Origin of the sequence: Paenibacillus sp. S150, assembly GCF_019352175.1 — a bacterium.
GTDB lineage: Bacteria > Bacillota > Bacilli > Paenibacillales > Paenibacillaceae > Paenibacillus_AQ.
In genome coordinates, this window is sequence record NZ_JACBYI010000035.1 from 1 (window position 1) to 22705 (window position 22705).

Below are 22705 nucleotides of genomic sequence, written 5' to 3' on the forward strand. Positions count from 1 at the left end.
AGAGATCTAAGAACCAACCCAACCGACGACAGAACAACTGGATATGAAAGGAAATTTTCGCAGGGGGGATCCCCCCTGACCCTTGAAAACCATTCCTATCCATTGTCCCAATGGATATCCTACAACCCTTAAAGATAATTACACAAACTTCTTGACGCTACCGAGCGGGCCTCCATTAGGTGTACAAAATCCCACTAAAGCCCGTTAAAGCCAGAATTCCAGCCCATTAGTGTTACTTTTTACACTTCGCTTCAGGCCCCTATGAATCTCTTCCTTGCTTTTCATCAGCTTGTTCAGGCTCTCCGGTTCCATTCATCCTGAATTCCGAAAGTGAATGGAACCAATGTAGAGCTTTTTAGATGATTTGTGGATACTTACTTTCGAAATTCAGGTTTATATGTTTTACGCTATCAATTATCCTTCTATTTTTGGAGAAACGAGTGCCGCCTCTTTCAGAGGACGGCGTAGCCGTTTCTGCTTGGTGTTGACAGCACTGTTCAACTGTATTAATAATAGTAGTACAGTTAATACACTTGGCTGCCGTCTGAATACAGCTCAGGAAAGGAGGACTGTCATGTTCGAATTGGATGTCCGCAGCCGCAAGCCGATTTACGAGCAGCTGACCGGTAAGGTCAAGGAGCTGATCATGCACGGAATTCTGCGCGCGGATGAACAGCTTCCATCGGTAAGAGCCTTATCCTCCCAGCTTACAGTGAACCCCAATACGATTCAGAAGGCCTACCGGGAGCTGGAACGGGAAGGCTACATCTATTCCTTGCAGGGCAAGGGGAGCTTTGTTGCATCTGTGCAGCAGGGGCAGAACGAGAGCAAAAAAGCCGAACTTCGGGATGAACTGCTGCGCTTGATGGCGGAAGCCGTATATCTTGGATTTACTGAAAGCGAGATAGGGGCGCTGTACCGCGAGGTGCTGGAGCATAAAGAGAGAGGGGAGAAATCATGATTGAGATTCGCGGAGTCAGCAAGAGCTTTCAAGGTGAAAAGGCTGTGGATAGCCTGTCGCTGACTGTACATAAAGGAGCCATTTATGGCCTGCTGGGCTCCAACGGTGCGGGGAAAACCACACTGATGAAGACACTCGCCGGCATTTACCGGCCGGAGGCGGGGACGGTCAGGATCGGCGGCCAGCCTGTATATGAGAGCCCGCAGGTGAAGCAGCGCGTTATCTTTATGCCGGACAGCCCATACTTCTTCCCGCAGGCATCGCTCAAAAGCATGGCAGCCTACTACCGTTCGATCTATCCGGGCTGGAGCGACAAGCGCTATACGGAGCTGGGCTCGGCGTTTCGCCTGGCTGCGGGCCGGAAGCTCAGCCGCTTCTCGAAGGGGATGCAGCGCCAGGCGGCATTTTGGCTTGCGCTCAGCTGTACGCCGGATGTGCTTATTATGGATGAGCCGATTGACGGGCTGGACCCGGTGATGCGCCGCCAGATCAAAAACCTGCTGTTCCAGGAGGTGGCGGAGCGGGAGCTGACCGTGCTGATTTCCTCGCATAATCTGCGGGAGATTGAGGATCTGTGCGATCATGTGGGCATTATGCACGCCGGCCGGATGCTGGTGGAGAAGGACCTGGATGATCTCAAGGCGGACACGCACAAGGTTCAGGTCGCTTTCCGGGATGAGCGTCATGCGTCGGCACTGGCGGCCAAGCTGCAGATTCTCCATCAGGAGCGGCGGGGCAGCGTGGATCTGTATATCGTAAAAGGCGACCGGGAGCGGATTAAGCAAGCTTTTCATGTCTATGAGCCGTATGTGTTCGATCTGCTTCCCTTGACGCTGGAGGAAATCTTTATTTATGAAATGGGGGATGCCGGTTATGACGCGCAGCCGATACTTCTTTAACCGCAGTGTTATCCGCCAGAATGTGCGCCAGCACGGGTGGATCGGAATCATCTATACACTGGGCTTGCTGTTCTCGCTTCCGCTGCAGCTGTTCATGAGCAATTATCCGGATGCCGAGCCGCAGAAGATTGATTCGCTGTTCCGTGTCGGCGGAAATATGCAGATGCTGTTCATCCTCTCGCTGCCGGTAGCTGCCGGGCTGTTCCTGTTCCGCTATCTGCAGTCCAAAATGGCCTCCGATTTGTGGCACAGCCTCCCGCTGCGCCGGGAGCATCTGCTTGCCGCCCATCTGGCGAGCGGACTCGGTCTGCTGATGCTTCCGGTCTGGGTGACGGCTGCGGTTACCGCGCTGGTCACTCCCTTACAAGGCAATATGTACATTTATCAGGGAGCGGATATCTGGAATTGGTGCCTGATTGTCAGCATTGTCACGCTGTTCCTTTTTATCTTCAGCGTGTTTGTCGGCATATGCACGGGACAAACGGTGCTCCAGGGAATTATCATTTATATTCTGCTGATTCTTCCCGCGGCGCTGATACAGTTTATCAATCACCATTTAAGCAACTATCTCTATGGTTATCCGGAATGGTTTGGCCTCAGCAGCGACAGCTTGATCTGGTCGCCCTTTATGCATCTTATTGTTCTGGAGCAAGAGCCCTTCAGCACGGGTGAGCTATGGGTTTACGGCGGTTTGTCAATCCTGTTCACGGTGTTTTCCTTTGTGCTGTACCGCAAGCGCAGTGTGGAAAAAGCCGGACAGGCCATTGCCTTTACCTACTTCAATCCGCTGTTCAAAGCGGGCGTCATGCTCTGCGCCATGCTGCTCTCGGGAACCTACTTTGCCGCAATTAAGCCTAATCAGCCGGGCTTGGTGATCTGCAGCCATATTGCCGGGGCATTGCTGGGCTATATCGCAGCAGAGATGGTAATCCGCAAAACCTGGCAGATTATGACCCGCAAAGTGCCGCTTGAATTTGCGGTGTATGGTATATTGCTGGGTCTGCTGCTCTATATTCCGGTCTCGGGCTTCACCGGGTATGAGAACCGGGTTCCGCCCGGGGAACGTATTGCCGGAGTATATGCGGGAAGCAATTACGAGGTATATGCCAATTCCTATCCGCAAGTCAACAGCTTTAGTTCTAATGCGGATCTTTCCTCTGCGGAACAGGCTGCGCCCCCGGCCCAGCCGGATATCTATACGGCCGATAAGCAGTACGCCGAAGCCGTCCGCAGATTACACCAAGCCCTGATTACCGTGCGGCCGGAGAGTTCGGACCCGGCGCTGAGATATGCAGATGGAGCCAGAAGGTTTACTTTTGCCTATCAACTGGACAACGGGCGCAAGCTGGTACGGGAATATTGGATACCGGGTGAGGGATTTGAGCCTGAAATGAAGGCTGTAATGGAAAGCCGGGGCTTCAAACAGAATGAATTTATGCTTTACCGGCTGGACGAAGAAACGGAGAGCATATGGCTCAGCAGCTTTAATAAGAATGTCAGTATCTACGACCCGCAGGAGATTAAGGAATTTTCAGACCTTTTGCGGCAGGAGATTCTGAATATGGGCTATGAAGACCAGATGGGCGACCAGAAATCCATTGCTGCTATACAGATGAACAGCAAACCCGGAAAATATGGCTTCAATTATGCCTACAACTGGAAACCATCCTTTCATGAACTGGAGCGCTGGCTCGTTCAAAAGGGATATGCAGATAGGGTCCGGCCTGCCGCACAAGATGTCATTTCCGCCGAGCTGATCCAAGATGATTATGCCGGCAAGCTTCCCGCCTCATCGAGGTTCAATGTTGAGCAGCATATGCAGCTGGCCCGCAACGAGAACCGCGCGGCCATCGTCAAGGATGCGGAGCTGATTAGCGCCATTCTAAGCCGCCAGCGCAGCTTTACAGCCAGGAATGGCGATTACCTGGTGAAGCTGACCTATAAAGGCGGAGCGACAGATTATGCTGCGCTGCATGAAGAAGACATAACACCGGGTCTTAAGGCGCTGCTCCCATAGCAGGCTCCGGAAGGCTCGGAAAACGGTTTTCTCAGCGCCCCGGCTTCCGGCAGCAAATTAATTTCCGGCGGGGCGTTTTTTGTACTTACTCATTTAACTTTTGGCTGATGCTGCAAAAAGCGGGCTTTGCTTCACATAAACTTTTAGGAGGTCAGGACAGATGGACCCAATTGAAAACAATTCGTACTTCCAGCATATCCTTTTGCTTTCCACTCATCTGTCCGCCTCGTTCGGCAGGCCAGCTTAGCAGCGGCTGAATTATTTCCGGCTTCAGCAAGCGATCTTGTCCGCAGGCAATAATATGCCTGACTTTGCATAAAGCTGCAGCCTGGCTATGGACGATGGAGTCCATGGCCTTTTTTTATTTTCTAGGGTCCGGAAGGGAGATTTGCATAATGTCAGAAATTCATGAATCCGTTACCCGCCAGCTCCGTGCCATTGAATCGGAGGAAAACGTCCGCATTCTCTATGCCTGTGAATCCGGCAGCAGAGCCTGGGGGTTCCCCTCCAAAGACAGAGTCAATCGGCTGCTGGTCCGCAAAATGTCTGGCGATGAGCTGAATCTGGAGCCGCGTTTGGAGGTAATTAACAAGTATCTGGAGTCGCAAATCAGCCATTACGAAGAGATTGCGGTCCAGTTTGGGCACGGGAACGGGGTTGCTGACACCGTGCTGGATGAATTATTCCGCTCCGCACTGCCTGAGGTGTGGGGCGGGAAAAGCCGCTGGGCCCCGTAGAGTAGAGAGAAAATTAAGCGACGCCGAAGGAGATGGACTCTATGCATTTAATCATTAGAGTGACTGGAGCGGGTGCGGGCATGCTCTCCCGCCTGCTGGCCAAGAATCCCGATAACCTGTACGACCGGATGGAAAAAGAAGCCCGCGTGCGCATCGCCTTCACCGCTTCCTCAGAACAAGAGGCCGAAGCGGTCATTTATGTCACACCGGACCCGGTTGAGCTGGTAAAAGGCGCATCTTCCGCGCACAATGATATTACGCAGTATATCAATGACCGTGAATTTGTGGTGAGCAGCCTGTTCTGCACTTATATCCGTTCCGCGCTGGGTACTGCACTGAACGGCAAAACGAAGGAGGCGTATTTGCCCTGGGTGAACCGGAAGCTGGCCCTGGAGCTGACCTTTGGGCCTGTAGCATCCAATTTGCCGGACCATGCGCTTGAAGACCTGTTCATCCCTCTAGGCTATGAGGTGGTGCTGGAACGGGGCGATGCCGCATATGCCTTTGAGCTGAAGAGCCGCAGCTCTGTGCGGTATATCAAGCTGAAGGGCATACAGACGCTGCAGACCGCGCTTCGGCAGCTGTTCGTGCTGATTCCTGCGCTCGACGACTACAAGCATTACTATATCAGCGACGATGAGGTGGACAAGATCAGGCGCTATGGCGATGGCTGGCTGGAGAATCATCCGCAGCGGGCCCTGATCCTGAAGCGCACCTTGCGTTTTGCCGGTGCGATCAAGCACTATGAGGATCAGATGGCCGGAGACGGCCAACAGGCGGAGAATGGCGCCTCGGGCGAAGCGCCGGGCATTGCGGAGCCGTTTGCGGCTCCGGCAGAAGCCTCCGCCGGAACCGGAGCGGCTGAAGCGCCCAAGGCAAGGCTGAATGATCTGCGCTATGCCGCTATTGCAGACACTGTGGAGAGGCTTGCGGCCCGGCGCAGCATCGTCGATTTTGGCTCCGGCGGGGGGAAGCTGTCAGCCAGGCTGAGCAGTGTGCCGGGGGTGCAGGAGATCAAGGCGGTGGAGCCTTCTGCGGCGGCACAGCTGCGGGCTATGGACCGCTTTGCCAAACTGGAGGGAAGGCCGGGCGCTATCGTGCCTGAGCCGGTCACGGGATCGCTGTTCTATTATGATGAAGCGTTGCGGGGCAAGGATGTGATGATTCTTTGCGAGGTCATCGAGCATATCGATGAGCGCCGGCTTAATCGGGTGATGGAGACAATTTTTCACGAATATGCCCCAGGCACGCTGATTATCACTACGCCGAACAAGGAATACAATGCGCTGTATCAAATGGAGCACGAGAAATTGCGCCATCGGGATCACCGTTTTGAATGGGACCGGGAGGCTTTTGGAGCATGGTGTTCCTGCTGGACTTCGGCCTATAATTATTCTGTCCGGCTGAGTGGTATCGGCGAGTTCGCGCAGGAATATGGATACCCGACGCAGATGGCTATTTTTACGAAGGAGGATTCGTTGTAATGACTGACAGACAAGAAGGGCAGCGGGTAATTCCTTTTCCGCATGGAGGCATTGTTGTGCTCGTCGGGCCCTCTAACAGCGGCAAAACCGCTCTGCTCCGCAGACTCGTGCAGGAAGGCATACTTCTGCAGACGGAGATCGTTTCTTCGGATGATTACCGGACGCTGGTGGGTGATACGGAATACCCCGACTGGAAGGGACGCCCGCGGGAAGAAGCGGACATTCTGTACAGCGATTACCAGCTAATGTCCAAATTGGCTTTTGAGGCGATGAATACCGTAGTGTCCATGCGGTGCCGGCTGGGCAGGCTGACCGTGGTGGATGCCACGCATCTGCAGCCGGAGCACCGCAGAAAATATATCGAGCTGGCCGCCAGGAATGATCTCCCCTGCGCCGCCTGGATTCTGGATCTGCCGGAGCAGACACTGCTTGAGCGGGACAAAAGCCGGGACCAGCCGCGCGGCAGGCAGCGGGTGAAACAGCAGTTTGTCCAGTTCAAGCGCTCGCTGCGCGGACTTCGTGATGAAGGCTTCGACTTCACTTATATGCTCAAAGAAACGGAAACCGTTCAGTTTGAACGTAAAAAAAATCCCCTGCTGGCCGAAATCGGCAACGGGGTGGATGTGATCGGAGATATTCACGGCTGCTATGACGAAATGCTGGAGCTGCTGGGACGGCTGGGTTACGCACCGGATGAAGCCGGGCTGTACAGGCATCCCGAAGGCAGGGTTCTGATCTCCGTAGGCGATGTGATGAGCCGTGGCCCGAAATCGCTCGAGACCTTGGGCTTCTGGAAAAAGCACTGCGGCGCCGGGATTGCCCGCATGATCGACAGCAACCACGGCTGGAAGATTGCCCGCTACCTCAGCGGCCGCAACATAAGCCTGAGCCATGGCGATGAGAATATCGCTGCAGAGCTTGCCGAATATGCCCGGGAAGCGGGTGAAGAGGCGGCGGCACAACTTAAGGAGGAGCTGAAGCAATTTCTGCTGTCTGCGCCCAGCCATCTGGTCCTGTGCCGCGGGGGGGTGCGGCATGTGGTTGTTGCCCATGCCGGAATCAGGGATGAATACATCGGCAAGCAGTCCGGACGGGTGCAGGATTTCTGCCGTTATGGAGATACGGACGGCGCGGATGCTGCAGGAGCCCCAATCCGCAAGGAATGGTATGTAGAGCATGAATCGGGGGAGCTTATCGTCTGGGGGCATGATCCCAGACCTTACCCGACCGTGGTGAAAAATACGGTCAATATTGATCAGGGTGCGGTATTTGGCGGCTCCTTGACGGCCTACCGCTACCCTGAACGGCAGTTTGTCAGCGTCAAGGCGTATAAGGATTATGCCCGGGACCCGGACAGCCCGCTGATCCGCTGGGAGCGCAGGAGATTCTCTCCGCCTAATCTGCGCAAGCTTGTGGACGGGTACTCCGTCATGACTGGCGTTTACGGTGAAATCTCTGTGCGCGGCGAATTTGTAAAAGCGGCGATAGACACGGTATCGCATTTCACGGTCCCTATGGAGGAGCTTGTCTATATTCCGCCGACTATGAGTCCGGCACCGGGGGTGTCCGCCGATGAGGCCTATCTGGAGCACCCCCGTGAAGCGATTGCCTACTACCGTTCGCAGGGTGTGAAGAGCATGGTCGCTGAGAAAAAACACATGGGCAGCCGTGCAGTTCTGCTGTTGTTCCGTGATGAGGCCGCCGCTGTGCCTTACGTGGGCCGCAAGGCGCTCGGCACGATCTACACCCGGACCGGCCGGGCCTTCTTTGACAAGGAGGGCGGGTCGGCTGTGCTCTCCCGGCTGAACGAGGATTTGCACAAAGCGGAATATTGGGCACGCCATGATACGGATGTGCTGCTGCTCGACGCCGAAATCCTCCCTTGGAACCTGAAGGCGCGCGAGCTGATTGCGGCCCAGTATACCCATGTCGCGGAAGCCGCTGTGCTGGACCGTGAGCATCTCCTGGTGAAGCTGCGCGAAGCCGAAAATGCCGGCCGGGATGTGGCGGGCTGGGTACAGGAGATGGAGGGCAGGCTGCGGAGCGCACGTATATTCCGTGAAGCCTTTCAGCAGTACTGCTGGGACACAAGCGGACTTGACGGCGTGCGGATTGCTCCGTTTCATGTTTTGGCGCACAGCGGGCAGACCTTCTTCGACCGCTCCCGCCTCTGGCATATGGAGCATGGGCGGGAGCTGGCCGGGCTGTCACCGCTCTTTATGGAGACGGAATACCGGACGATCACCAGTGAAGCCGACGAAGCGGAAGTGATCCGCTGGTGGGAGGAGCTGACTGAGGATGGACATGAAGGCATCGTGATCAAACCGGAAGCCTTCATTGTCCGCAGCGGTAAAGGTCTGGTACAGCCTGCAATCAAGGTCAGGGGACGCAAGTACCTGCATATTATTTATGGCATTGATTATCTGCAGCCGGATAATCTGGAACGGCTCAAGCAGCGCAAAACCGGCAAAAAAGAGCGCCATGCCCTGATGGAATACGCACTTAGCGTAGAGTCTGTGGAACGCTTCATCCGCAAGGAGCCGCTGGAGCGGGTGCATGAATGCGTGCTTGCCGCCTTGTCGCTGGAATCCGATCCGGCGGACCCGCGGCTGTAGCAGAGAGCCGGGTGACCTGTAACTGAACTTGCCTGAACTTGAGATTGAAGGGATAAATGAAGTGTAAGAAAGACTGAAATGAAGTGTAAAAATACGGAAGGGAACATAAATGAGGTGTGAGCAATGTTGAATCAGGCGGCTGAGGCCTCGCTCAGCAAATTCATGACCAAGCTGCTCCGGCATACTCCGGCAGAGTATGGGCTGCCCCTTGATCCTGAGGACGGCTCCTGTCTGCTGAAGGATCTGCTGAGTATCGTCACCGCAGACCCGAAGTGGACAGGGATTACCCAAGCTGACATCCGCCAGGTCGTCGGGAACAGCGGGAAGCAGCGCTTTGCCATCCAGGAAGAACGCATTAGAGCCCGCTATGGCCATAGCCATGCGAAGCTTACATACGAGCCGGGAACACCGCCGCCTGTGCTGTATCATGGCACTCATCAAGCAGCTTTGCCGGCGATTCTGAAGGAAGGGCTGCAGCCGACGGGACGGCAGTATGTACATTTATCTGCAGGGCTTCATTTTGCCGGCCTGGCGGGCAGCCGCAGAGGGAAGCTGGTTCTGCTGACCGTGGATACGGTTAAGGCGGCTCAAATGGGCGTAACCTGCTATTATGCGGGTAATGAAGTGTGGCTGGCGGAGCCGCTTCCGCCTGCTTGTATTGCCTTGCGGGAGGAACAGTAGCTTGTCAGCGCCAGCTATAGGAGGGATGCATCATGGATGAAGTGCCGGATCACCTCGACCACGGCTTGCAGATTATCTTCATCGGCTTCAACCCGAGTCTCCGCTCCGGAGAGCTTGGACATCACTATGCGAATCCGCGCAACAATTTCTGGCGCATTCTCGAACGCTCAGGCCTGACGCCGCGCCTCTACGATGCCTCGGAGGATGGCGACCTGCTCCGGCTCGGCCTGGGCTTCACCAATATCGTCGCCCGCCCCACACGTGGGGCAGAGGATATTACCCGTGACGAATATGCCGAGGGCCGGCAGATTCTCCGGGACAAGCTTGCCTGCTACCGGCCGGAGATCGCCTGCTTTGTAGGCAAGGGCGTTTATACCGAATTCAGCCGCCGGACGAAGGCGGACTGGGGCTTTCAGGATGAACAGCCTCCCATCGTGGACGGCGTGCGGGAGTTCGTTGCCCCCTCGTCCAGCGGCCTGGTCCGAATGCCGATGCCGGAGATCGTGAATATCTACCGCAGGCTGTATGAGTATATTCAGGAGAACTCCTGAGGTGAAAATACCCCTGAATCCGGCAGGAGGGGGCCAGGGGATGGAATGAGAGGTAAAAATACCTCTGATTGGAAAATTTGTCCTTATACACGGTCAGTGTAACACTTCCACTAGTCTTGCGGACATGCGGAGCAAACAAACAATTGTAGTTCACTGCATTTAAATGAGTGCCATTTGCCGTGTTTTTAGCGATAAATTGTATTGCTGCAATTAAAAATGGCGGAAGGGCTATTACTACTGAAATGACAACTGTATAAGTGTTCGGAGTGCAAATTAACGCCGTTTTACCTCCTGATGCTTCTTTTTACTTGTATAAAATACAGTTGCGGTTTGGATGCGGAAGCTGGATCAGACTCGGCAGGTTTTGAATTCAAGCGCAGGGAAACACCCTTGAGTCCAAAACTCAAGGGTGTTTCCCTGCTGTCGCTTCCGGCAGCCAGGCCCGCGTCAGGTCTGGATCAGCAGCAGAATTATGGAGGACAGCGACAGGCAGACGCTGACCAGATAGAGAACAGCCACGACCTGCTTCTGGTTCAGACCGGCCTTGAGCAGGCGGTAATGGACCTGGGTGGCATCGGCCTGATATATCGACTTGCCCTGCACGAACCGTTTGATGACAACAAACAGATTATCGAAGATCGGCACGCCGAGTGCGAGAATCGGGATGAACAGCGACAGCACTGTCGCCTGCTTGAACGCACCGTCCAGCGCGATCACGGCAAGGATGTAGCCGAGAAAGGTGGCGCCTGCATCGCCCATGAAAATTTTGGCCGGAGCCTTGTTGTAGCGCAGGTAGGCGATGGTGACACCCACCAGTATCATAGCCATCATAGCCGAGGCGGACTGGCCCTTGGCCAAAGCGACTACGAACAGCGTCACTGCTGAGATGGCTGTCAGCCCTCCAGCCAGGCCGTCCATGCCATCCGAGAAATTAATCACGGTTGTCACGCCGAAGATCCAGAGAATGGTAAGCACAAATTGCAGGATCAGCGGCAGCGAGATATAATCGCCGGAGAAGGGATTGAAGAACCCGGTGAACGCATTGCCGGATGCAAAGACGAGAATGGCGGCCGCGATCTGTACAATGAACTTCGGCAGCGCCGGGAAGTCCTTGCCTTTGGTTTTGTACCAGTCATCGACTGTACCTATAGTCAACAGAAGCACACCGCCAATGAACAGGGCCAGGGTCTCCAGCGAGAAATCACGGGTGAACAGCAGGTATGTAATGAAAAACCCAATGAATATGGCATAGCTGGCTGTCAGCGGGATGGGCTCCCTATGTATTTTGCGCTCCACATCCTGCCTTGGCTTGTCCACAAAATCGAGCCGGAAGGCGAGTCTGCCAAGCGGGGGAATCAGCAGGTAGACGATGCAGAAGGACATCAGAAACGCTAGAACGTAAAAAATGAGAATCACCGCCGTTAAATTTTTTGAAAGCGCCTGTCTGAATTATATCGCAAATGGACAGTGCTTGTCGACGGGACGCGAAATTGGAGGGAATATGGGAACATGAAGTACGAGGTCATTTTATTTGATGCCGATGATACCCTGTTTGATTACGGATTGGCGGAGAGCAGAGCGCTGTACAATGCCTTTGCCCATTTTGGGCTGCCGGCAGGTGCGGAGGATTATGCGGACAGCTATCAGGAAATTAACCGCGCATTGTGGGAGGATCTGGAGCAAGGGCGGGTCACCTCTGCCGTGCTGCGGGTCGAGCGGTTCAACCGGCTGTTTGCCGAGCACAAGCTGGAGCTGAGTCCGGAGGCGTTCAGTGAAGCTTATTTAAGATTTTTGGGTGAAGGGACGTTTCTTATTCAAGGGGCGGCGGAGCTGTGCCGGGAGCTGTCCGGCTGCAGACTTGCGGTTATCACCAATGGAATTAAGGATGTGCAGCTGTCCCGCATCCAGGGGTCGCCGCTGTGTGACGCCTTTGAGCAGATCATTATTTCCGAGGAGACGGGCTATCGGAAGCCGGAGACGGGGATTTTTGAATATGCCTTTGACAAGCTGGGGATCTCTGACCGAAGCCGGGTGCTGATCGTCGGCGATTCGCTGACCTCCGATATTCAGGGCGGAATCAGCTATGGCATCGACACCTGCTGGTTCAACCCGCTGGGCCGAGCAAGCCATCCGGGCATCCGCCCAACCTATGAGATCCGCGAGCTGTCCGAGCTGCTGGAAATTACCCGGTAGTCCGGATTTCATAACCTTTTAGGTTGAAAACTCCCCCCTGTGTTAAATATATTAGAACACCCTGTTCATTCTACTATTAATCTAAAGGGAGAGGATCAAAATGAACAAAAAGTGGATGATTGCCGCCATTGCGGCCGGCATGACGATAACCGGTTCGGCAGGCGTCTATGCGGGAGCCAAACTGGAGCAGATCAAAGCCTACCTGAATCACAGCATCGGTGTCGTAGTGGATGGCACCCCTTATTGGCTGAAGGACGGCAACGGTAAAACCTTAACGCCCATCACCTACGAAGGCTTGACGTATTTGCCGATCCGTTCGATTGCCGGTGCGCTGAAAGTGCCGATTACCTATGATGCCGCGAGCTATAAAGTGAGAATCGGCAGCGGCGCCGAAACCGGAGGAGCCCCGGGGACGGGCGGCGGTTCAGCCGCCACACCAGTGGAGAGCACGGTACGCCCGGTAAATCTGCCGCAGGATTTTCCGATTCCGGAGGACGCTGTAATTGCCACTACCTTGGATACGGCTGCGGACGGGGTGAAAAAGGCGGCTTTTACCTACTCCACACAGGAATCCCTTGAAACGATGGGCTTCGTGTACAGTGAATATGTGCGGATCAAACGGCTCGACAACGCTTCCCAGACGGTAAGCGCCACTACGGTCAAGATCACCGGCAGACTTGGAGGGACAAGCCCGGTGTCCATCACCGGCAAAGCTTCAACGGCACGTCCAGGCTTCAATATTTTCACTATCACCTTCTCGGAGAGCTGAGATTTGGCGCCGTATTTTGACAAGGCTTGAAATCTGCTTCAACTAAGTCCTTATAGGATCGGTCAAAAAAACAAGCTGCGTACCTTAAGGAACGCAGCTGTTTCAGGCAGAACTCTTGGTTAGCCGCTCTTCTGAACCGCAGCTAAATGCCGGCTGTTGTTGGAAGCTGCGCAAGCTCCTGCTTCTGCACCAGACCATACGGATTGCTGAATTAGACCTGCTGCCGTGTATCCAGCGGCTTCAGATGCGCTTCAATCTGCGCGCGCTTTTCTTCGAGGAACGGCGGCAGGGCCAGCGATTCGCCCAGATGCCCGATAGGCTCGTCGGTGGCGAAGCCCGGGCCGTCCGTTGCCAGCTCGAACAGAATTCCGTTCGGCTCGCGGAAATACAGGGAGCGGAAGTAGAAGCGGTCCACGAATCCCGAGTTCGGCAGCTGATAGCTGCCGATTCGCTCAATCCACTGCTTCAGCTCTTCCTCGTTGTCTACGCGGAAGGCGGCATGATGCACACCGCCGCGTCCGAGCCGTTCCTGCGGCAGGTCCTTGCGTTCCTCCAGGTGGATCTCCGAGCCGGAGCCTCCTTCGCCGGTTTCGAACACAATGACATCCGGCTGTCCGGCAGCCGGGGATGGATAGCTGCCTTTGCGGCGGAAGCCGAGCAGCTCCACGAGAACCTGCCCGGTAGGCGCTGCGTTCCCGACGGTCAAATGAACCGGTCCAAGGCCGAGAATGCCGTAAGCCCCCGGAACCGGACTTTTGTCCCAAGGCTTGCCGCCGGCCACACCCTGATTATGCTCATCCGATACGAGAATCAGGCGCTGGCCTTCATGATCGCGGAAGGCCAGCGTCTTGCGGCCGCCGCGGTCCGTAATTCCGTCATGCTCCACCTGGAATTCTGTCAGCCGCTTCTCCCAGTACTCCAGCGCATTGTCATCCGGGACGCGGAGCGACAGCGCAGATATACTGTTATTGCCGTCACGGTTGCGGCCTGCGTTCGGAATCTCAAAGAATGTGACCTCGGTGCCGGGATTTCCGGCCTCGTCACCGTAGAACAGGTGATAGACGGAGACATCATCCTGGTTCACTGTCTTTTTAATCAGGCGAAGACCCAGTACACCGGTATAGAATTTGAAATTTTCCGGGGCTTTTGCCGTGAGGGAAGATACATGGTGGAGTCCTTTTAATGTTAAACTCATAGTAATTCCTCCTGAATGTTTTATTGGTTTATATAAAGTATATATTTATTATTAAGTTACTTACATTTTAATAGTAAAACATGCAATTGGCAAGCATGAATTTTCATTGTCTGCAAAGGAGATTGATATGATACATACTCAAGCCAGCCTGCTGGGGCAGCTTAAGGACATGGACATTGATCCGCAGGGAGCACTGCTCGTCCATTCGTCGCTCAAGAGTATCGGTGAAGTGCAGGGAGGGGGAGATACGGTGCTGGATGCTCTGTCCGGGTACATGGAACATGGGCTGTTGGTCTTGCCCACCCATACCTGGTCCTACATCAACGCGGACAATCCGCGGTTCTCTGTTCTGGAATCGCCATCCTGTGTAGGCATCCTGCCGGAGCTCTTCCGGAAGCGGCCGGGCGTTGTCCGCTCGTGGCATCCCACCCATTCGGTTGCCGCGCTGGGCAAGGATGCGGCTGAATTTGCCGGAGGGGACCAGCGCTGGGACACGCCTTGTGCGCGGGGTTCAGTCTACGGCAAATTGCTGGACCGCCAGGCGGACATTATGCTGCTTGGGGTGGATTTGCGGCGGAACACATTTATCCACGGGATTGAGGAATGGCTCGATATTCCCGGCCGGATGACGGACAGCCCTGAACTGCTGTACACGGTGGCACCCGGCGGGGAAGAACTTCCGGTTCCTTCACGCAGGCATTGCGGACTCTCATGGTCACAGCATTTCTGGAAGGTGGAGAGGGTGCTTGAGGAAGGCGGAGCCCTGCGCAGAGGACGCTTCGGAGATGCGGAGGTGATGCTCTGCGGGACTGCCCGGACAACGGATATCCTGAGCCGGATGCTGAGGGCTGATCCTGAGTTGTTTTCGAATAATGAACCGCTGGACGGCTCAGAGTTGCCCAAGCCGCTGCCCAAGATGAAGCGGGAAATTTCGGAGCGGATTCCAGAATAAGGATTGGCATCCGCTGGAAAGCCGTGATAAGCTGACAGCAAATTCACGGGCCGCAAGGCGATGGAGGTGCAGGAGCAATGATGACTCCGCCGGAATGCCCGCGGCCAGCCTGGGACGCTGGGAAGCGGCAACCACTTCTGCGAAATTCAGTATCTGGAGATTGCGGAAGAGAGGCAAGAGCTGGCAGCCCGCTGGGGATTGTCCGATGGCGGCTATCACAGGAATTAAGCTTTACAAGCGCGGACTTCAGATGATCCCGCACTCATTCTGAAGAATGTGCTGTGCTAGCCCCGGAAAGATAAGATAGCTCTGTCTTGCTTCCTCCGGGGCTATTTGGCGCGTCCCCGGCTTCTTGCCTGGCGCTACAGGCGCACTTCCCTTCCGGATGCAGCCGATTCGTACAAAGCGGACAAAATCCGGATCATGTCCACTCCTTGTTCAGGAGTGTTGATTGGCTTTGCCCGATGCTGCAGGCAGTCAATGAAATGGTACAGATGCTTGCCGTGATTGCTCAAAAGACCGGTTTCCTTCAATACAGGTGTCAAATCCGCCAGCTGCCCAGCTGTTTCTGTGGAAATCTGCAATTCCCCATTCCTGATGCTGGCTCCGGCCTTGGTGCCCCGCAGTTCCACAAAATTCAGCTCCTCGTTAATGTTGGAGGCCCAACTGAATTCCAGTTGAAGGGATGCGCCGTTGTCGAAGCGAATAAAGCCCGCAGCCAGGTCTTCCACGTCAAAGATGCCCTTTTCCTGCTTCTCGCCAAAGTCGGAATGAATCGAATCAGACAGCGCATTGTCCGCAAACTTCGTGTACGTAGCTCCCGTCACCGCAACCGGCTTGGGATTGCCCATGAGCCAAAGGGACAAATCAATGAAATGTACGCCCAAATCAATCAGTGGACCACCGCCCGATAATTCCTTGGTAGTAAACCAGCCACCCTTGCCCGGAATTCCCCGGCGGCGGAGCCAACCGCAGCGGCCGGTATACAGTTCTCCGGCGTGGCCTTCTTCAATATAGCGTTTTAGGTATTGGGAGGCGGCGGCAAATCGATTATTGCGCATCACCATCAGCAATTTCCCTGCTTGTGCGGCCGCAGCGGCCATTTGCTGCGCCTCCGTGTGGCTCACCGCATCCGGCTTCTCGCAGAAAACATGGAAGCCTGCTTCCAGGGCGGCAATAGAAATCGGCGAATGCAGATAATTGGGCGTGCAAATATCAATGGCATCCAGCCCAGGATGGTTTTTAAGCATTTCTTCATAATCTCTGTAGACATGCTTAATACCATGGGCAACGGCAATATTCTCTGCCTTCGACAGGTTAATGTCGCATATGGCTGTAATCTCCACTTCTTCATGCCTGAGTAAAGGCTCCAGATGCGCTTTTGCGAATATGTTTCCCGTTCCGATGATGCCGAATTTCAGCTTCTTATCCACAAATGGCTCCTCCCGTCTCCGCAACCATTCCGTACAAATTAGTGATGCTGGTCTGTATGCAATCCAAGGGGGAGCGGCTGCAGCGGTCCTGCTCCACTACGTACCATTCGATGCCATTGCTTTCGCCCCACTTCAGGATGGGTATGAAATCGAGCCTGCCTTCGCCAATTTCAGCAAAGGTTTCCTCTTCGTCCTTGGTCATATCCTTTAGGTGAATGATCGGTATGCGTCCGCTATAGCGGGAGATAAAGGATGCGGGATCATAGCCGGCCTTCTTGATCCAATATACATCAGGCTCTGTGAGAAAAAGGTTGTCAGTTCCGGGAGAAAGCAGGAGCTCCGCCCCGGAACGGCCGTTTGCCATAGCCTCAAACTCAAAGGCATGGTTGTGGTAGCTCAGGCGTATGCCAACCTCCGCCAGCCGGCCGGCTGACGTATTCAGACCTTTTCTAACCTGAAGGTATCCCTCCGGATTGCGCAGGTCCGGAGGGGTGGAGGAGCAGATCAGATCCCGGGTGCGGAACAAGCGTGCTTCTTCGATCAATTGCTCCAGGTCTTCTTCAATCCTCTGGTAGGTTACATGCAGTCCCGCTGTTTGCAGCCCGGTTTCCTCCATAATGCCGGCAAGCTCCGCCGGATCATAGCCATGGAATCCGGCGAATTGCACGCCGCTCCACCCCATATGTTTTAATTGCCGCAGGAGGGCTGGAAAGTCCGCCTGGCATTCCTCTCGAAGTGTATAGAGCTGAACCGCAAATTTTTGCTTCATTAACTTAGCTGCCTCCTTCTATATGGGATTCCTGCCTGCCGATACGGTCGGCGCTCAGAATCGCTTGCTCGATCTGCGCTGCTGCTACAGGGAAGGGAAGCAGCTCGGCTACAGCCCTGCCGATATTGACGTTCCGGGCAATCTCCCTTGCGAACGGGCCGGGGGCGCCGCCTGTCAGACCCAGCTGCTCCAAGGTGAGAGGCTGCTCCAGTTCGTGGAGCAGCTCAACCAGAGGGCGGATTTCGGCCTCGCTTTTACCCTCCAGGAACAACTGTGTGACAAGTCCGAAGGCAACCTTCTCTCCATGGAGGCAGCCGTGGGTCTGTTCCCAACGGGTCAGGCTGTTGTGAATGGCATGGGAAATGTTGGCCTTCACCACATCGCCTACAATGCTGCCGGCTTGGCCGGCGAGAAATATCACCGCATCTGCAGTCTCCTTGAACGCAGGTGAAGCAATGCCCTGTCCGGCGATCCGGTATGCCTCGCGGGCATGCATCTCCAGAATCTCCAGAGCCAGCCTGGCAGTGGCCAGATTGGCCCGGTAATGGAGCTGCTGTTGCCCTATTGTGATCAGCGGGGCGATTTCATACCATTTGACCAAAGTGTCCGAAATGCCTGAAGCCAGGTAACGGCGGGGGGCTGCGGCCAGAATATCCGTATCCGCCAGCACCAGAACCGGAGCCTCCGGAAGCTCAAGACCCCTTGTGAAGACACCCTGTTCATCATAGAGAACGGTAAGTGCAGACCAGGCCGCACAGGTGGCGGCAACGGTGGGAACCGTCACAACCTGAAGAGCCAGCTTGTCCCCTACTGCCTTGGTCAGATCGAGGACCCGGCCTCCCCCCACGCCAAGGATCAGTGTCGGAGCCTCTGAAGGCCTCCTTTCAATGGCATCGGCCGTCTCCTGAATCGCCCGGGCCGTCACATAACCGTCGAACTCATGTATGCTGTAGCCAATTCCGGCTTGCTCCAGGCTGGCAAACAGCTCCGGCCCGGCTGCCGCCAGTGCTTTCTTGCCGCCTATGATGGCAGCATGCTTACCGATGGAAGCAATCAGCTCCCCGCTTCGCCGGATTACGCCCGGCCCGCTTACATATTGTTTCGGTGCTTTTACTGTAAACATGGATGAGTCTCTCCTTTTTAAATTAACCGGTTCTCATTTAACCGCTCCTACAACGAGGCCTTTCACGATCTTTTCCTGTGCTGCAATGTAAATCAGGAGCATAGGCAAACTGGACAGGGTCAAAGCGGCCATCAGCGCGGGCACATTCACCGTAAAATCGCCAAAAAATTTCTGCATCCCGAGTGGCAGGGTCATATGCTCGGGGCTGGTGATCAGTACAAGGGAAAAGATGAACTCGTTCCAGATGTGAACAAAATTGTAGATCACAATGGTCGACAGCGCAGGCAATATCAACGGGAAGGTGATCCTGAAGAAGATCGCGGCATGGGAGCAGCCGTCGATTTCCGCAGCTTCGTCCAGCTCACGTGGCAGCTCGGACATGAAGCCCGTCAGAATGAAGATGGACACCGGCAGGCTGAAGGCTACATAAGGACCGAGCAAGCCCCATAGTGAATCATAGAGTCCCATGTCCCTGGTCAGCCTGAAGACCGGGATCAGCGTAGAATGGATGGGCAGCATCATTCCGGAAACGAAGAGCAGGAGCAAAAGCCTGCCGTAACGGAGCCTCATCCGGCTGAGCGGGTAGCTGGCAAGAGCGGACAGCAGCACGATGACCACCAGAGACGCGGAGGTAATCAGCAGCGTGTTCAGGAAATAGCGGCCGATGCCTGTACGGAGAGCCAGTCCGTAATTGTCCAGACGCATATCGGATAGAAGAGAGAAGGGGGAGGCAAAAAACTGCTGCTGGGTCTTAAGCGACGTTGCCGCCATAAAAACGAAAGGATAGCCGCTGAATACCAGCAGCGCTGCGGCCAAAAGATAGCCGGCCCATTCGGGTAACCGGATTGTCATCGCTCATCCCCCTCCCGTTTTCTGCGCCGGTGCTCCATGTATTGAACGATGGCCGCGGCTGTAAAGCACAGGACGAACATCACGAACGCCACGGCGCTGCCATACCCCATCCTGAAGGTGACAAAGGCGTTGCGGTACATATACGACCCCATTAAATCCATCTCCTGGTTAAGCCCTCCGCCGGACATGATATAGAAAAGGTCAAAGGCTTTCAGAGAGCCGACGATCGCCAGGATGGAGGAGATGGTGACCGTCGGAAGGATCAGCGGCAGCGTAATGCTGCGGAACCGGTTCAAAGCGCCCGCGCCGTCGATGGCTGCCGCTTCGTAGAGCTCATCCGGGATGCCGACGATGGCGGCCTTCAGCAGCACCATATAGAAAGGGACATGCTGCCATACTACAACCAGCAGCACCGCAGGCAGCGCTGTCCTGGGATCGCTCAGCCACGCGACGGTTTCCATTCCGAACAGCTGCAATATTCGATTCACTGGACCGTTAAGCGGATCGAATATATAGGAGAAAAGCAGGCCGACGGCTACAGTGGGCATCAGGTAAGGCAAAAAGAAAACGGTCTGCATCAGACGTCTTCCTTTAAGGCGGGAAAGCAGCAGCAGGGCCATGGCCAGTCCGAGCGGAATCTGGATAAACACCGAGACAAGCAGCACCTTGCCATTGTTTTGCAAGGCGTTCCAGAATATGGGGTCGGACAGAAGCCCGGCATAATTGCGCAAGCCGACAAAAATTTTGTCCGGACCGCCTTTCCAGTCATAAAAGCTGTATTCCAATGTCCCCCAGACGGGGTAGACGATATAGATCAGATAGACCAGCAGAGCCGGAGCAAGGAACATGGCGGCGGTGAGCCGTTTTTTTCTGATTCTGCCTGTGCGGGTTGCCGTATGAGTCACCTCAACTGTTCCTCCCTCATCTTTCGCTGTGTATAATGCGGCTGTTATTTGCCGAACACTTCCTTGGCCTTCGCTTCAACCTTTGCCGCGGCTTCCTCCGGCGTTTCTGTCTTGGAAAACAGCGCCTGAGTTGTGTCCTTGTGAACTTCCGCCAGCTCAGGCGGCAATACCTGGTCGTAAGGCCAGTGGATGGACTTGGCCTTGCTCACGTATTCGGCCAGGCGCTTAGCGATAGGATCGTTGTAATCGACTCCCTTCACGCCCACCAGTCCGCTGATCCGGTCCGAATAAGCTTGTGCGGTCTCCGTGCTGGAAAGCTCCTTCAGCAGCTCCACAGCCAAATCCGGATGCTCGGAGGTTGCCGACACGGACCAGACGGGAGAGGCTGCCGCATTCAGATTGGAGGCGTCGCCTGCGCCGCCGTCGACTGTAGGGAACGGGAAGAAATCCAGCTTGTCCAGAAAGTCCGGCGACTCATTCTTAACATAATCTACGAAGTTGGTGTTATACAGCATCATGCCTGCCTGGCCGCTGTAGAGCAGCTGGCGGCCTTGACCGGAGGTGGTGTTGATGCTGTTAAAGCCTTTATTGAAGGCGTCATGGTCGACCAGCTCCTGAATCAGCTGCCCTGCTTTTACATAAGCGGGATCATCAAAGCCTTGGCCGGTACGTTTGGACGCGCTTTGGAACAGCTCAGGACCGGCGATCCGGTCGGCCAGATACATAAGGTAATAGGCGCCCGGCCATTTGGCTTGATTCTCCAGAGCAATCGGGATGATCTTGTTTTTTCTCAGCACGTCAACCGTATTCAGGAATTCTTCCCAGGTGGCCGGAGCTGTCAGGCCGTATTGGTTGAACAGGTCTTTGTTATAGAAGAACAGGGTGATCGTCAGGCCAAGCGGTACCCCATATGTCTTATCGCTGATTACAGTATTATTAAGGACGGTGGGCTCGTACGCGTTTGTATCGATTTTGGCGCTCAGGTCCAAAACCTTGCCTTGATTGACGAATTCCTCCAGCCAGCCGCCTCCCCAGGATTGGAACACATCCGGCGGATTGCCGGCGGACATGGCTACAGCGAACTTCTGTTTGTAAGCATCATTAGCCGCCTGTACAGCCTTGACCTCCACGTCCGTATGCTTTTGCTCAAAGCGTGCTATAGCCTCGTTGAAAATTTTCTCCTTCTCTCCCGTATAGGTATGCCAGAATTCCAGCGTTTTCTTCTCTTCCGGCTTCGCGGTTACCTCAGGACTTGCTGCCGGGGCTTGAGAGGTGGTGGAGGAAGCCTCTGTTGGCTTGGAATTGCTGCAGGCACTCAGCAAGAGAAGTGCTCCAATTAAGATTAACGATAATGACTTTCTCATAATTTATACCCATTCCTTTCGTTGTACAGTTGGCTATTCTCCGGAGAGTGCCTTCAGCTGCTGTCGATTTCAGACTTATTCTTTTGCCGGCTTTGGCGTCTTGCCTTGGATCATCCTCTCTTTGCATCCGAACTAATCTATTTAATTCCTAGTGGAATAGTTGTAGAATTAAGTATAAGCTGCCGATTCCGGAAAAGAAATTACTGATCTGGCCTTTCTTGTATCCAATATAGCTATTTGGGAGGACCCAACTATGAAAATCGAAACCGTACAGTATGGGCTGCCGCTAATGTCGATGAGGGTTTTTCAGCGCAGGCGTTATGATGACCGGATAACCGATTGGCATTATCATAAGGAGCTGGAATTTATTTATCTGCTGGACGGGGTGCTGGAATCCTACATTCAAGACGAGTTCACGGTCATGAAGCCGGGCGATGTCATTGTTATTGGCGCCAACCAGCTGCACCGCGATCGTATATACAGCGACCCGGGGATGGAATACATAGTGCTGCAATTCGATATCCGGCAATACTTTGAGAGCAGCGTGATGCCGTATTACCGGATTTTTGCCAATCCCATGTTTCCGCTGAGCAGCCTGAACTACATCTTCGCAGAGAATCCGGAGACTCGGCGGATCGTAGGGGAGTGCATCCGGGAGATATATGCCGAATCCGTTACGCGCAGCGATGGATACGAATTGGCTATCAGCCTGTTGATTAAGAAGATGTTCCTGGCTATCTTGCGCAGCGATGTTAGACAGATCATCAATTTCCAGCGCAATGTGGAGATGATCCGCATGCAGCCGGTCTTGGAATACATCGAGAGCAACCTATTCGGTAAAATTCTGCTGGAGGAAGCCAGCCGCATAGCCAACCTCAGCTATTATTATTTCGTCAAATATTTCCGCAAGGTATTTGGCATGTCCTTTCTTGCGTATGTCAATCTCCAGCGGATTCGGCATGCGGAGCGAATGCTATTGACGAGCGAGGCCAGCATTCTTCAGATAGCCGCAGAGGTAGGAATTCCTAATATGGCCCATTTTTACAGGATGTTCCGCAGGTATAATCATTGCTCTCCCAGTGAATTCCGCAAGAAGCGGCTGGAGTGGGGGACGGGGGCCATGACCAAGCAGCCTAAGGCCTAAGCCTGGACAAGAGATTCCTTTATTATCAAGCGGTTAATGAAATACAGGTTCTTGCAGCCAA

At 54.6% G+C, this 22705-nt stretch carries 19 protein-coding genes and 2 pseudogenes; 13 read left to right on the top strand and 8 right to left on the bottom strand.

All coding sequences use genetic code 11. From position 1 onward, the window contains the following. Positions 1-574: 574 nt before the first annotated feature. The 8 genes and pseudogenes from HYD27_RS23970 (at position 575) to HYD27_RS24005 (ending at position 9945) form a co-directional block, all read left to right on the top strand. Positions 575-961 (top strand): GntR family transcriptional regulator, encoded by a 387-nt coding sequence (locus tag HYD27_RS23970; RefSeq protein ID WP_219219329.1) that lies wholly within the window; start codon positions 575-577, stop codon positions 959-961. Then, positions 958-1860 carry an ABC transporter ATP-binding protein gene (locus tag HYD27_RS23975; protein WP_219219331.1) on the top strand — a complete coding sequence of 301 codons (903 nt, stop codon included), beginning with the start codon at positions 958-960 and terminating at the stop codon, positions 1858-1860. The genes HYD27_RS23970 and HYD27_RS23975 overlap by 4 nt, the downstream gene beginning before the upstream one ends. Next, complete coding sequence (locus HYD27_RS23980) at positions 1835-3877, top strand: hypothetical protein (protein ID WP_219219333.1); 2043 nt, start codon at positions 1835-1837, stop codon at positions 3875-3877. The genes HYD27_RS23975 and HYD27_RS23980 overlap by 26 nt, the downstream gene beginning before the upstream one ends. A gap of 395 nt (positions 3878-4272) precedes the next feature. Further along, positions 4273-4392, top strand: a pseudogene (locus HYD27_RS32985) (DNA polymerase beta superfamily protein); the annotation flags it as partial. Between the two features lie 263 nt (positions 4393-4655). After that, positions 4656-6098 (top strand): 3' terminal RNA ribose 2'-O-methyltransferase Hen1, encoded by a 1443-nt coding sequence (locus HYD27_RS23990; protein WP_219219337.1) that lies wholly within the window; start codon positions 4656-4658, stop codon positions 6096-6098. Then, entirely contained in the window at positions 6098-8713 is a 2616-nt protein-coding gene (locus tag HYD27_RS23995) for a polynucleotide kinase-phosphatase (RefSeq protein WP_219219339.1), read from the top strand. The genes HYD27_RS23990 and HYD27_RS23995 overlap by 1 nt, the downstream gene beginning before the upstream one ends. A gap of 123 nt (positions 8714-8836) precedes the next feature. Beyond that, complete coding sequence (locus tag HYD27_RS24000; protein WP_219219341.1) at positions 8837-9394, top strand: RNA 2'-phosphotransferase; 558 nt, start codon at positions 8837-8839, stop codon at positions 9392-9394. A gap of 32 nt (positions 9395-9426) precedes the next feature. After that, on the top strand, positions 9427-9945 hold the full coding sequence (locus HYD27_RS24005) for a mismatch-specific DNA-glycosylase (RefSeq protein ID WP_219219344.1): 519 nt from the start codon (positions 9427-9429) through the stop codon (positions 9943-9945). Positions 9946-10392: 447 nt separating this feature from the next. Here HYD27_RS24005 and HYD27_RS24010 read toward each other — a convergent pair whose 3' ends face one another. Then, positions 10393-11328 (bottom strand): MraY family glycosyltransferase, encoded by a 936-nt coding sequence (locus HYD27_RS24010; RefSeq protein WP_219219430.1) that lies wholly within the window; start codon positions 11326-11328, stop codon positions 10393-10395. 126 nt (positions 11329-11454) lie between these two features. Between HYD27_RS24010 and HYD27_RS24015 the strand changes: the two genes are divergently transcribed. Beyond that, positions 11455-12138, top strand: a complete 684-nt coding sequence (locus HYD27_RS24015) for a YjjG family noncanonical pyrimidine nucleotidase (protein ID WP_219219346.1) — start codon at positions 11455-11457, stop codon at positions 12136-12138. 100 nt (positions 12139-12238) lie between these two features. Next, on the top strand, positions 12239-12907 hold the full coding sequence (locus HYD27_RS24020) for a stalk domain-containing protein (RefSeq protein WP_219219347.1): 669 nt from the start codon (positions 12239-12241) through the stop codon (positions 12905-12907). A gap of 211 nt (positions 12908-13118) precedes the next feature. Here HYD27_RS24020 and HYD27_RS24025 read toward each other — a convergent pair whose 3' ends face one another. After that, on the bottom strand, positions 13119-14102 hold the full coding sequence (locus HYD27_RS24025; protein ID WP_219219349.1) for a ring-cleaving dioxygenase: 984 nt from the start codon (positions 14100-14102) through the stop codon (positions 13119-13121). 127 nt (positions 14103-14229) lie between these two features. Between HYD27_RS24025 and HYD27_RS24030 the strand changes: the two genes are divergently transcribed. Then, positions 14230-15054, top strand: a complete 825-nt coding sequence (locus HYD27_RS24030) for an AAC(3) family N-acetyltransferase (protein ID WP_219219351.1) — start codon at positions 14230-14232, stop codon at positions 15052-15054. Between the two features lie 102 nt (positions 15055-15156). Then, a pseudogene (locus HYD27_RS24035) lies at positions 15157-15282 on the top strand (RtcB family protein); the annotation flags it as partial. Positions 15283-15416: 134 nt separating this feature from the next. On the opposite strand, the gene HYD27_RS24040 reads toward HYD27_RS24035, so the two are convergent. From HYD27_RS24040 to HYD27_RS24065, 6 genes are read right to left on the bottom strand one after another with little or no spacing between them, the layout of a single operon-like run. After that, positions 15417-16487 carry a Gfo/Idh/MocA family protein gene (locus tag HYD27_RS24040; protein ID WP_219219353.1) on the bottom strand — a complete coding sequence of 357 codons (1071 nt, stop codon included), beginning with the start codon at positions 16485-16487 and terminating at the stop codon, positions 15417-15419. Further along, on the bottom strand, positions 16480-17256 hold the full coding sequence (locus HYD27_RS24045; RefSeq protein WP_219219355.1) for a sugar phosphate isomerase/epimerase family protein: 777 nt from the start codon (positions 17254-17256) through the stop codon (positions 16480-16482). Before HYD27_RS24045 ends, HYD27_RS24040 begins: the two co-directional genes overlap by 8 nt. A 4-nt stretch (positions 17257-17260) precedes the next feature. Continuing rightward, a complete protein-coding gene (locus HYD27_RS24050) occupies positions 17261-18379 on the bottom strand; it encodes an iron-containing alcohol dehydrogenase family protein (protein WP_219219356.1) in 1119 nt (372 codons plus the stop codon). 33 nt (positions 18380-18412) lie between these two features. Beyond that, entirely contained in the window at positions 18413-19231 is an 819-nt protein-coding gene (locus HYD27_RS24055) for a carbohydrate ABC transporter permease (RefSeq protein WP_219219358.1), read from the bottom strand. Continuing rightward, on the bottom strand, positions 19228-20136 hold the full coding sequence (locus tag HYD27_RS24060; protein WP_309242123.1) for a carbohydrate ABC transporter permease: 909 nt from the start codon (positions 20134-20136) through the stop codon (positions 19228-19230). The genes HYD27_RS24055 and HYD27_RS24060 overlap by 4 nt, the downstream gene beginning before the upstream one ends. Before the next feature lie 44 nt (positions 20137-20180). Next, positions 20181-21458, bottom strand: a complete 1278-nt coding sequence (locus HYD27_RS24065) for an ABC transporter substrate-binding protein (RefSeq protein WP_228745286.1) — start codon at positions 21456-21458, stop codon at positions 20181-20183. Positions 21459-21753: 295 nt separating this feature from the next. Between HYD27_RS24065 and HYD27_RS24070 the strand changes: the two genes are divergently transcribed. Beyond that, on the top strand, positions 21754-22644 hold the full coding sequence (locus HYD27_RS24070) for an AraC family transcriptional regulator (RefSeq protein ID WP_219219361.1): 891 nt from the start codon (positions 21754-21756) through the stop codon (positions 22642-22644). Positions 22645-22705 lie beyond the last annotated feature (61 nt).

What these genes read in the sequence shown, in the direction of transcription:
- HYD27_RS23990 (WP_219219337.1), top strand. Translation starts at nt 4,656, where the DNA reads ATGCATTTAATCATTAGAGTGACTGGAGCGGGTGCGGGCATGCTCTCC.
- HYD27_RS24015 (WP_219219346.1), top strand. Translation starts at nt 11,455, where the DNA reads ATGAAGTACGAGGTCATTTTATTTGATGCCGATGATACCCTGTTTGAT.
- HYD27_RS24020 (WP_219219347.1), top strand. Translation starts at nt 12,239, where the DNA reads ATGAACAAAAAGTGGATGATTGCCGCCATTGCGGCCGGCATGACGATA.
- HYD27_RS23975 (WP_219219331.1), top strand. Translation starts at nt 958, where the DNA reads ATGATTGAGATTCGCGGAGTCAGCAAGAGCTTTCAAGGTGAAAAGGCT.
- HYD27_RS24005 (WP_219219344.1), top strand. Translation starts at nt 9,427, where the DNA reads ATGGATGAAGTGCCGGATCACCTCGACCACGGCTTGCAGATTATCTTC.
- HYD27_RS24000 (WP_219219341.1), top strand. Translation starts at nt 8,837, where the DNA reads ATGTTGAATCAGGCGGCTGAGGCCTCGCTCAGCAAATTCATGACCAAG.
- HYD27_RS24055 (WP_219219358.1), bottom strand. Translation starts at nt 19,231, where the DNA reads ATGACAATCCGGTTACCCGAATGGGCCGGCTATCTTTTGGCCGCAGCG.
- HYD27_RS23980 (WP_219219333.1), top strand. Translation starts at nt 1,835, where the DNA reads ATGACGCGCAGCCGATACTTCTTTAACCGCAGTGTTATCCGCCAGAAT.
- HYD27_RS24025 (WP_219219349.1), bottom strand. Translation starts at nt 14,102, where the DNA reads ATGAGTTTAACATTAAAAGGACTCCACCATGTATCTTCCCTCACGGCA.
- HYD27_RS24010 (WP_219219430.1), bottom strand. Translation starts at nt 11,328, where the DNA reads ATGTCCTTCTGCATCGTCTACCTGCTGATTCCCCCGCTTGGCAGACTC.
- HYD27_RS23995 (WP_219219339.1), top strand. Translation starts at nt 6,098, where the DNA reads ATGACTGACAGACAAGAAGGGCAGCGGGTAATTCCTTTTCCGCATGGA.
- HYD27_RS24045 (WP_219219355.1), bottom strand. Translation starts at nt 17,256, where the DNA reads ATGAAGCAAAAATTTGCGGTTCAGCTCTATACACTTCGAGAGGAATGC.
- HYD27_RS23970 (WP_219219329.1), top strand. Translation starts at nt 575, where the DNA reads ATGTTCGAATTGGATGTCCGCAGCCGCAAGCCGATTTACGAGCAGCTG.
- HYD27_RS24050 (WP_219219356.1), bottom strand. Translation starts at nt 18,379, where the DNA reads ATGTTTACAGTAAAAGCACCGAAACAATATGTAAGCGGGCCGGGCGTA.
- HYD27_RS24030 (WP_219219351.1), top strand. Translation starts at nt 14,230, where the DNA reads ATGATACATACTCAAGCCAGCCTGCTGGGGCAGCTTAAGGACATGGAC.
- HYD27_RS24070 (WP_219219361.1), top strand. Translation starts at nt 21,754, where the DNA reads ATGAAAATCGAAACCGTACAGTATGGGCTGCCGCTAATGTCGATGAGG.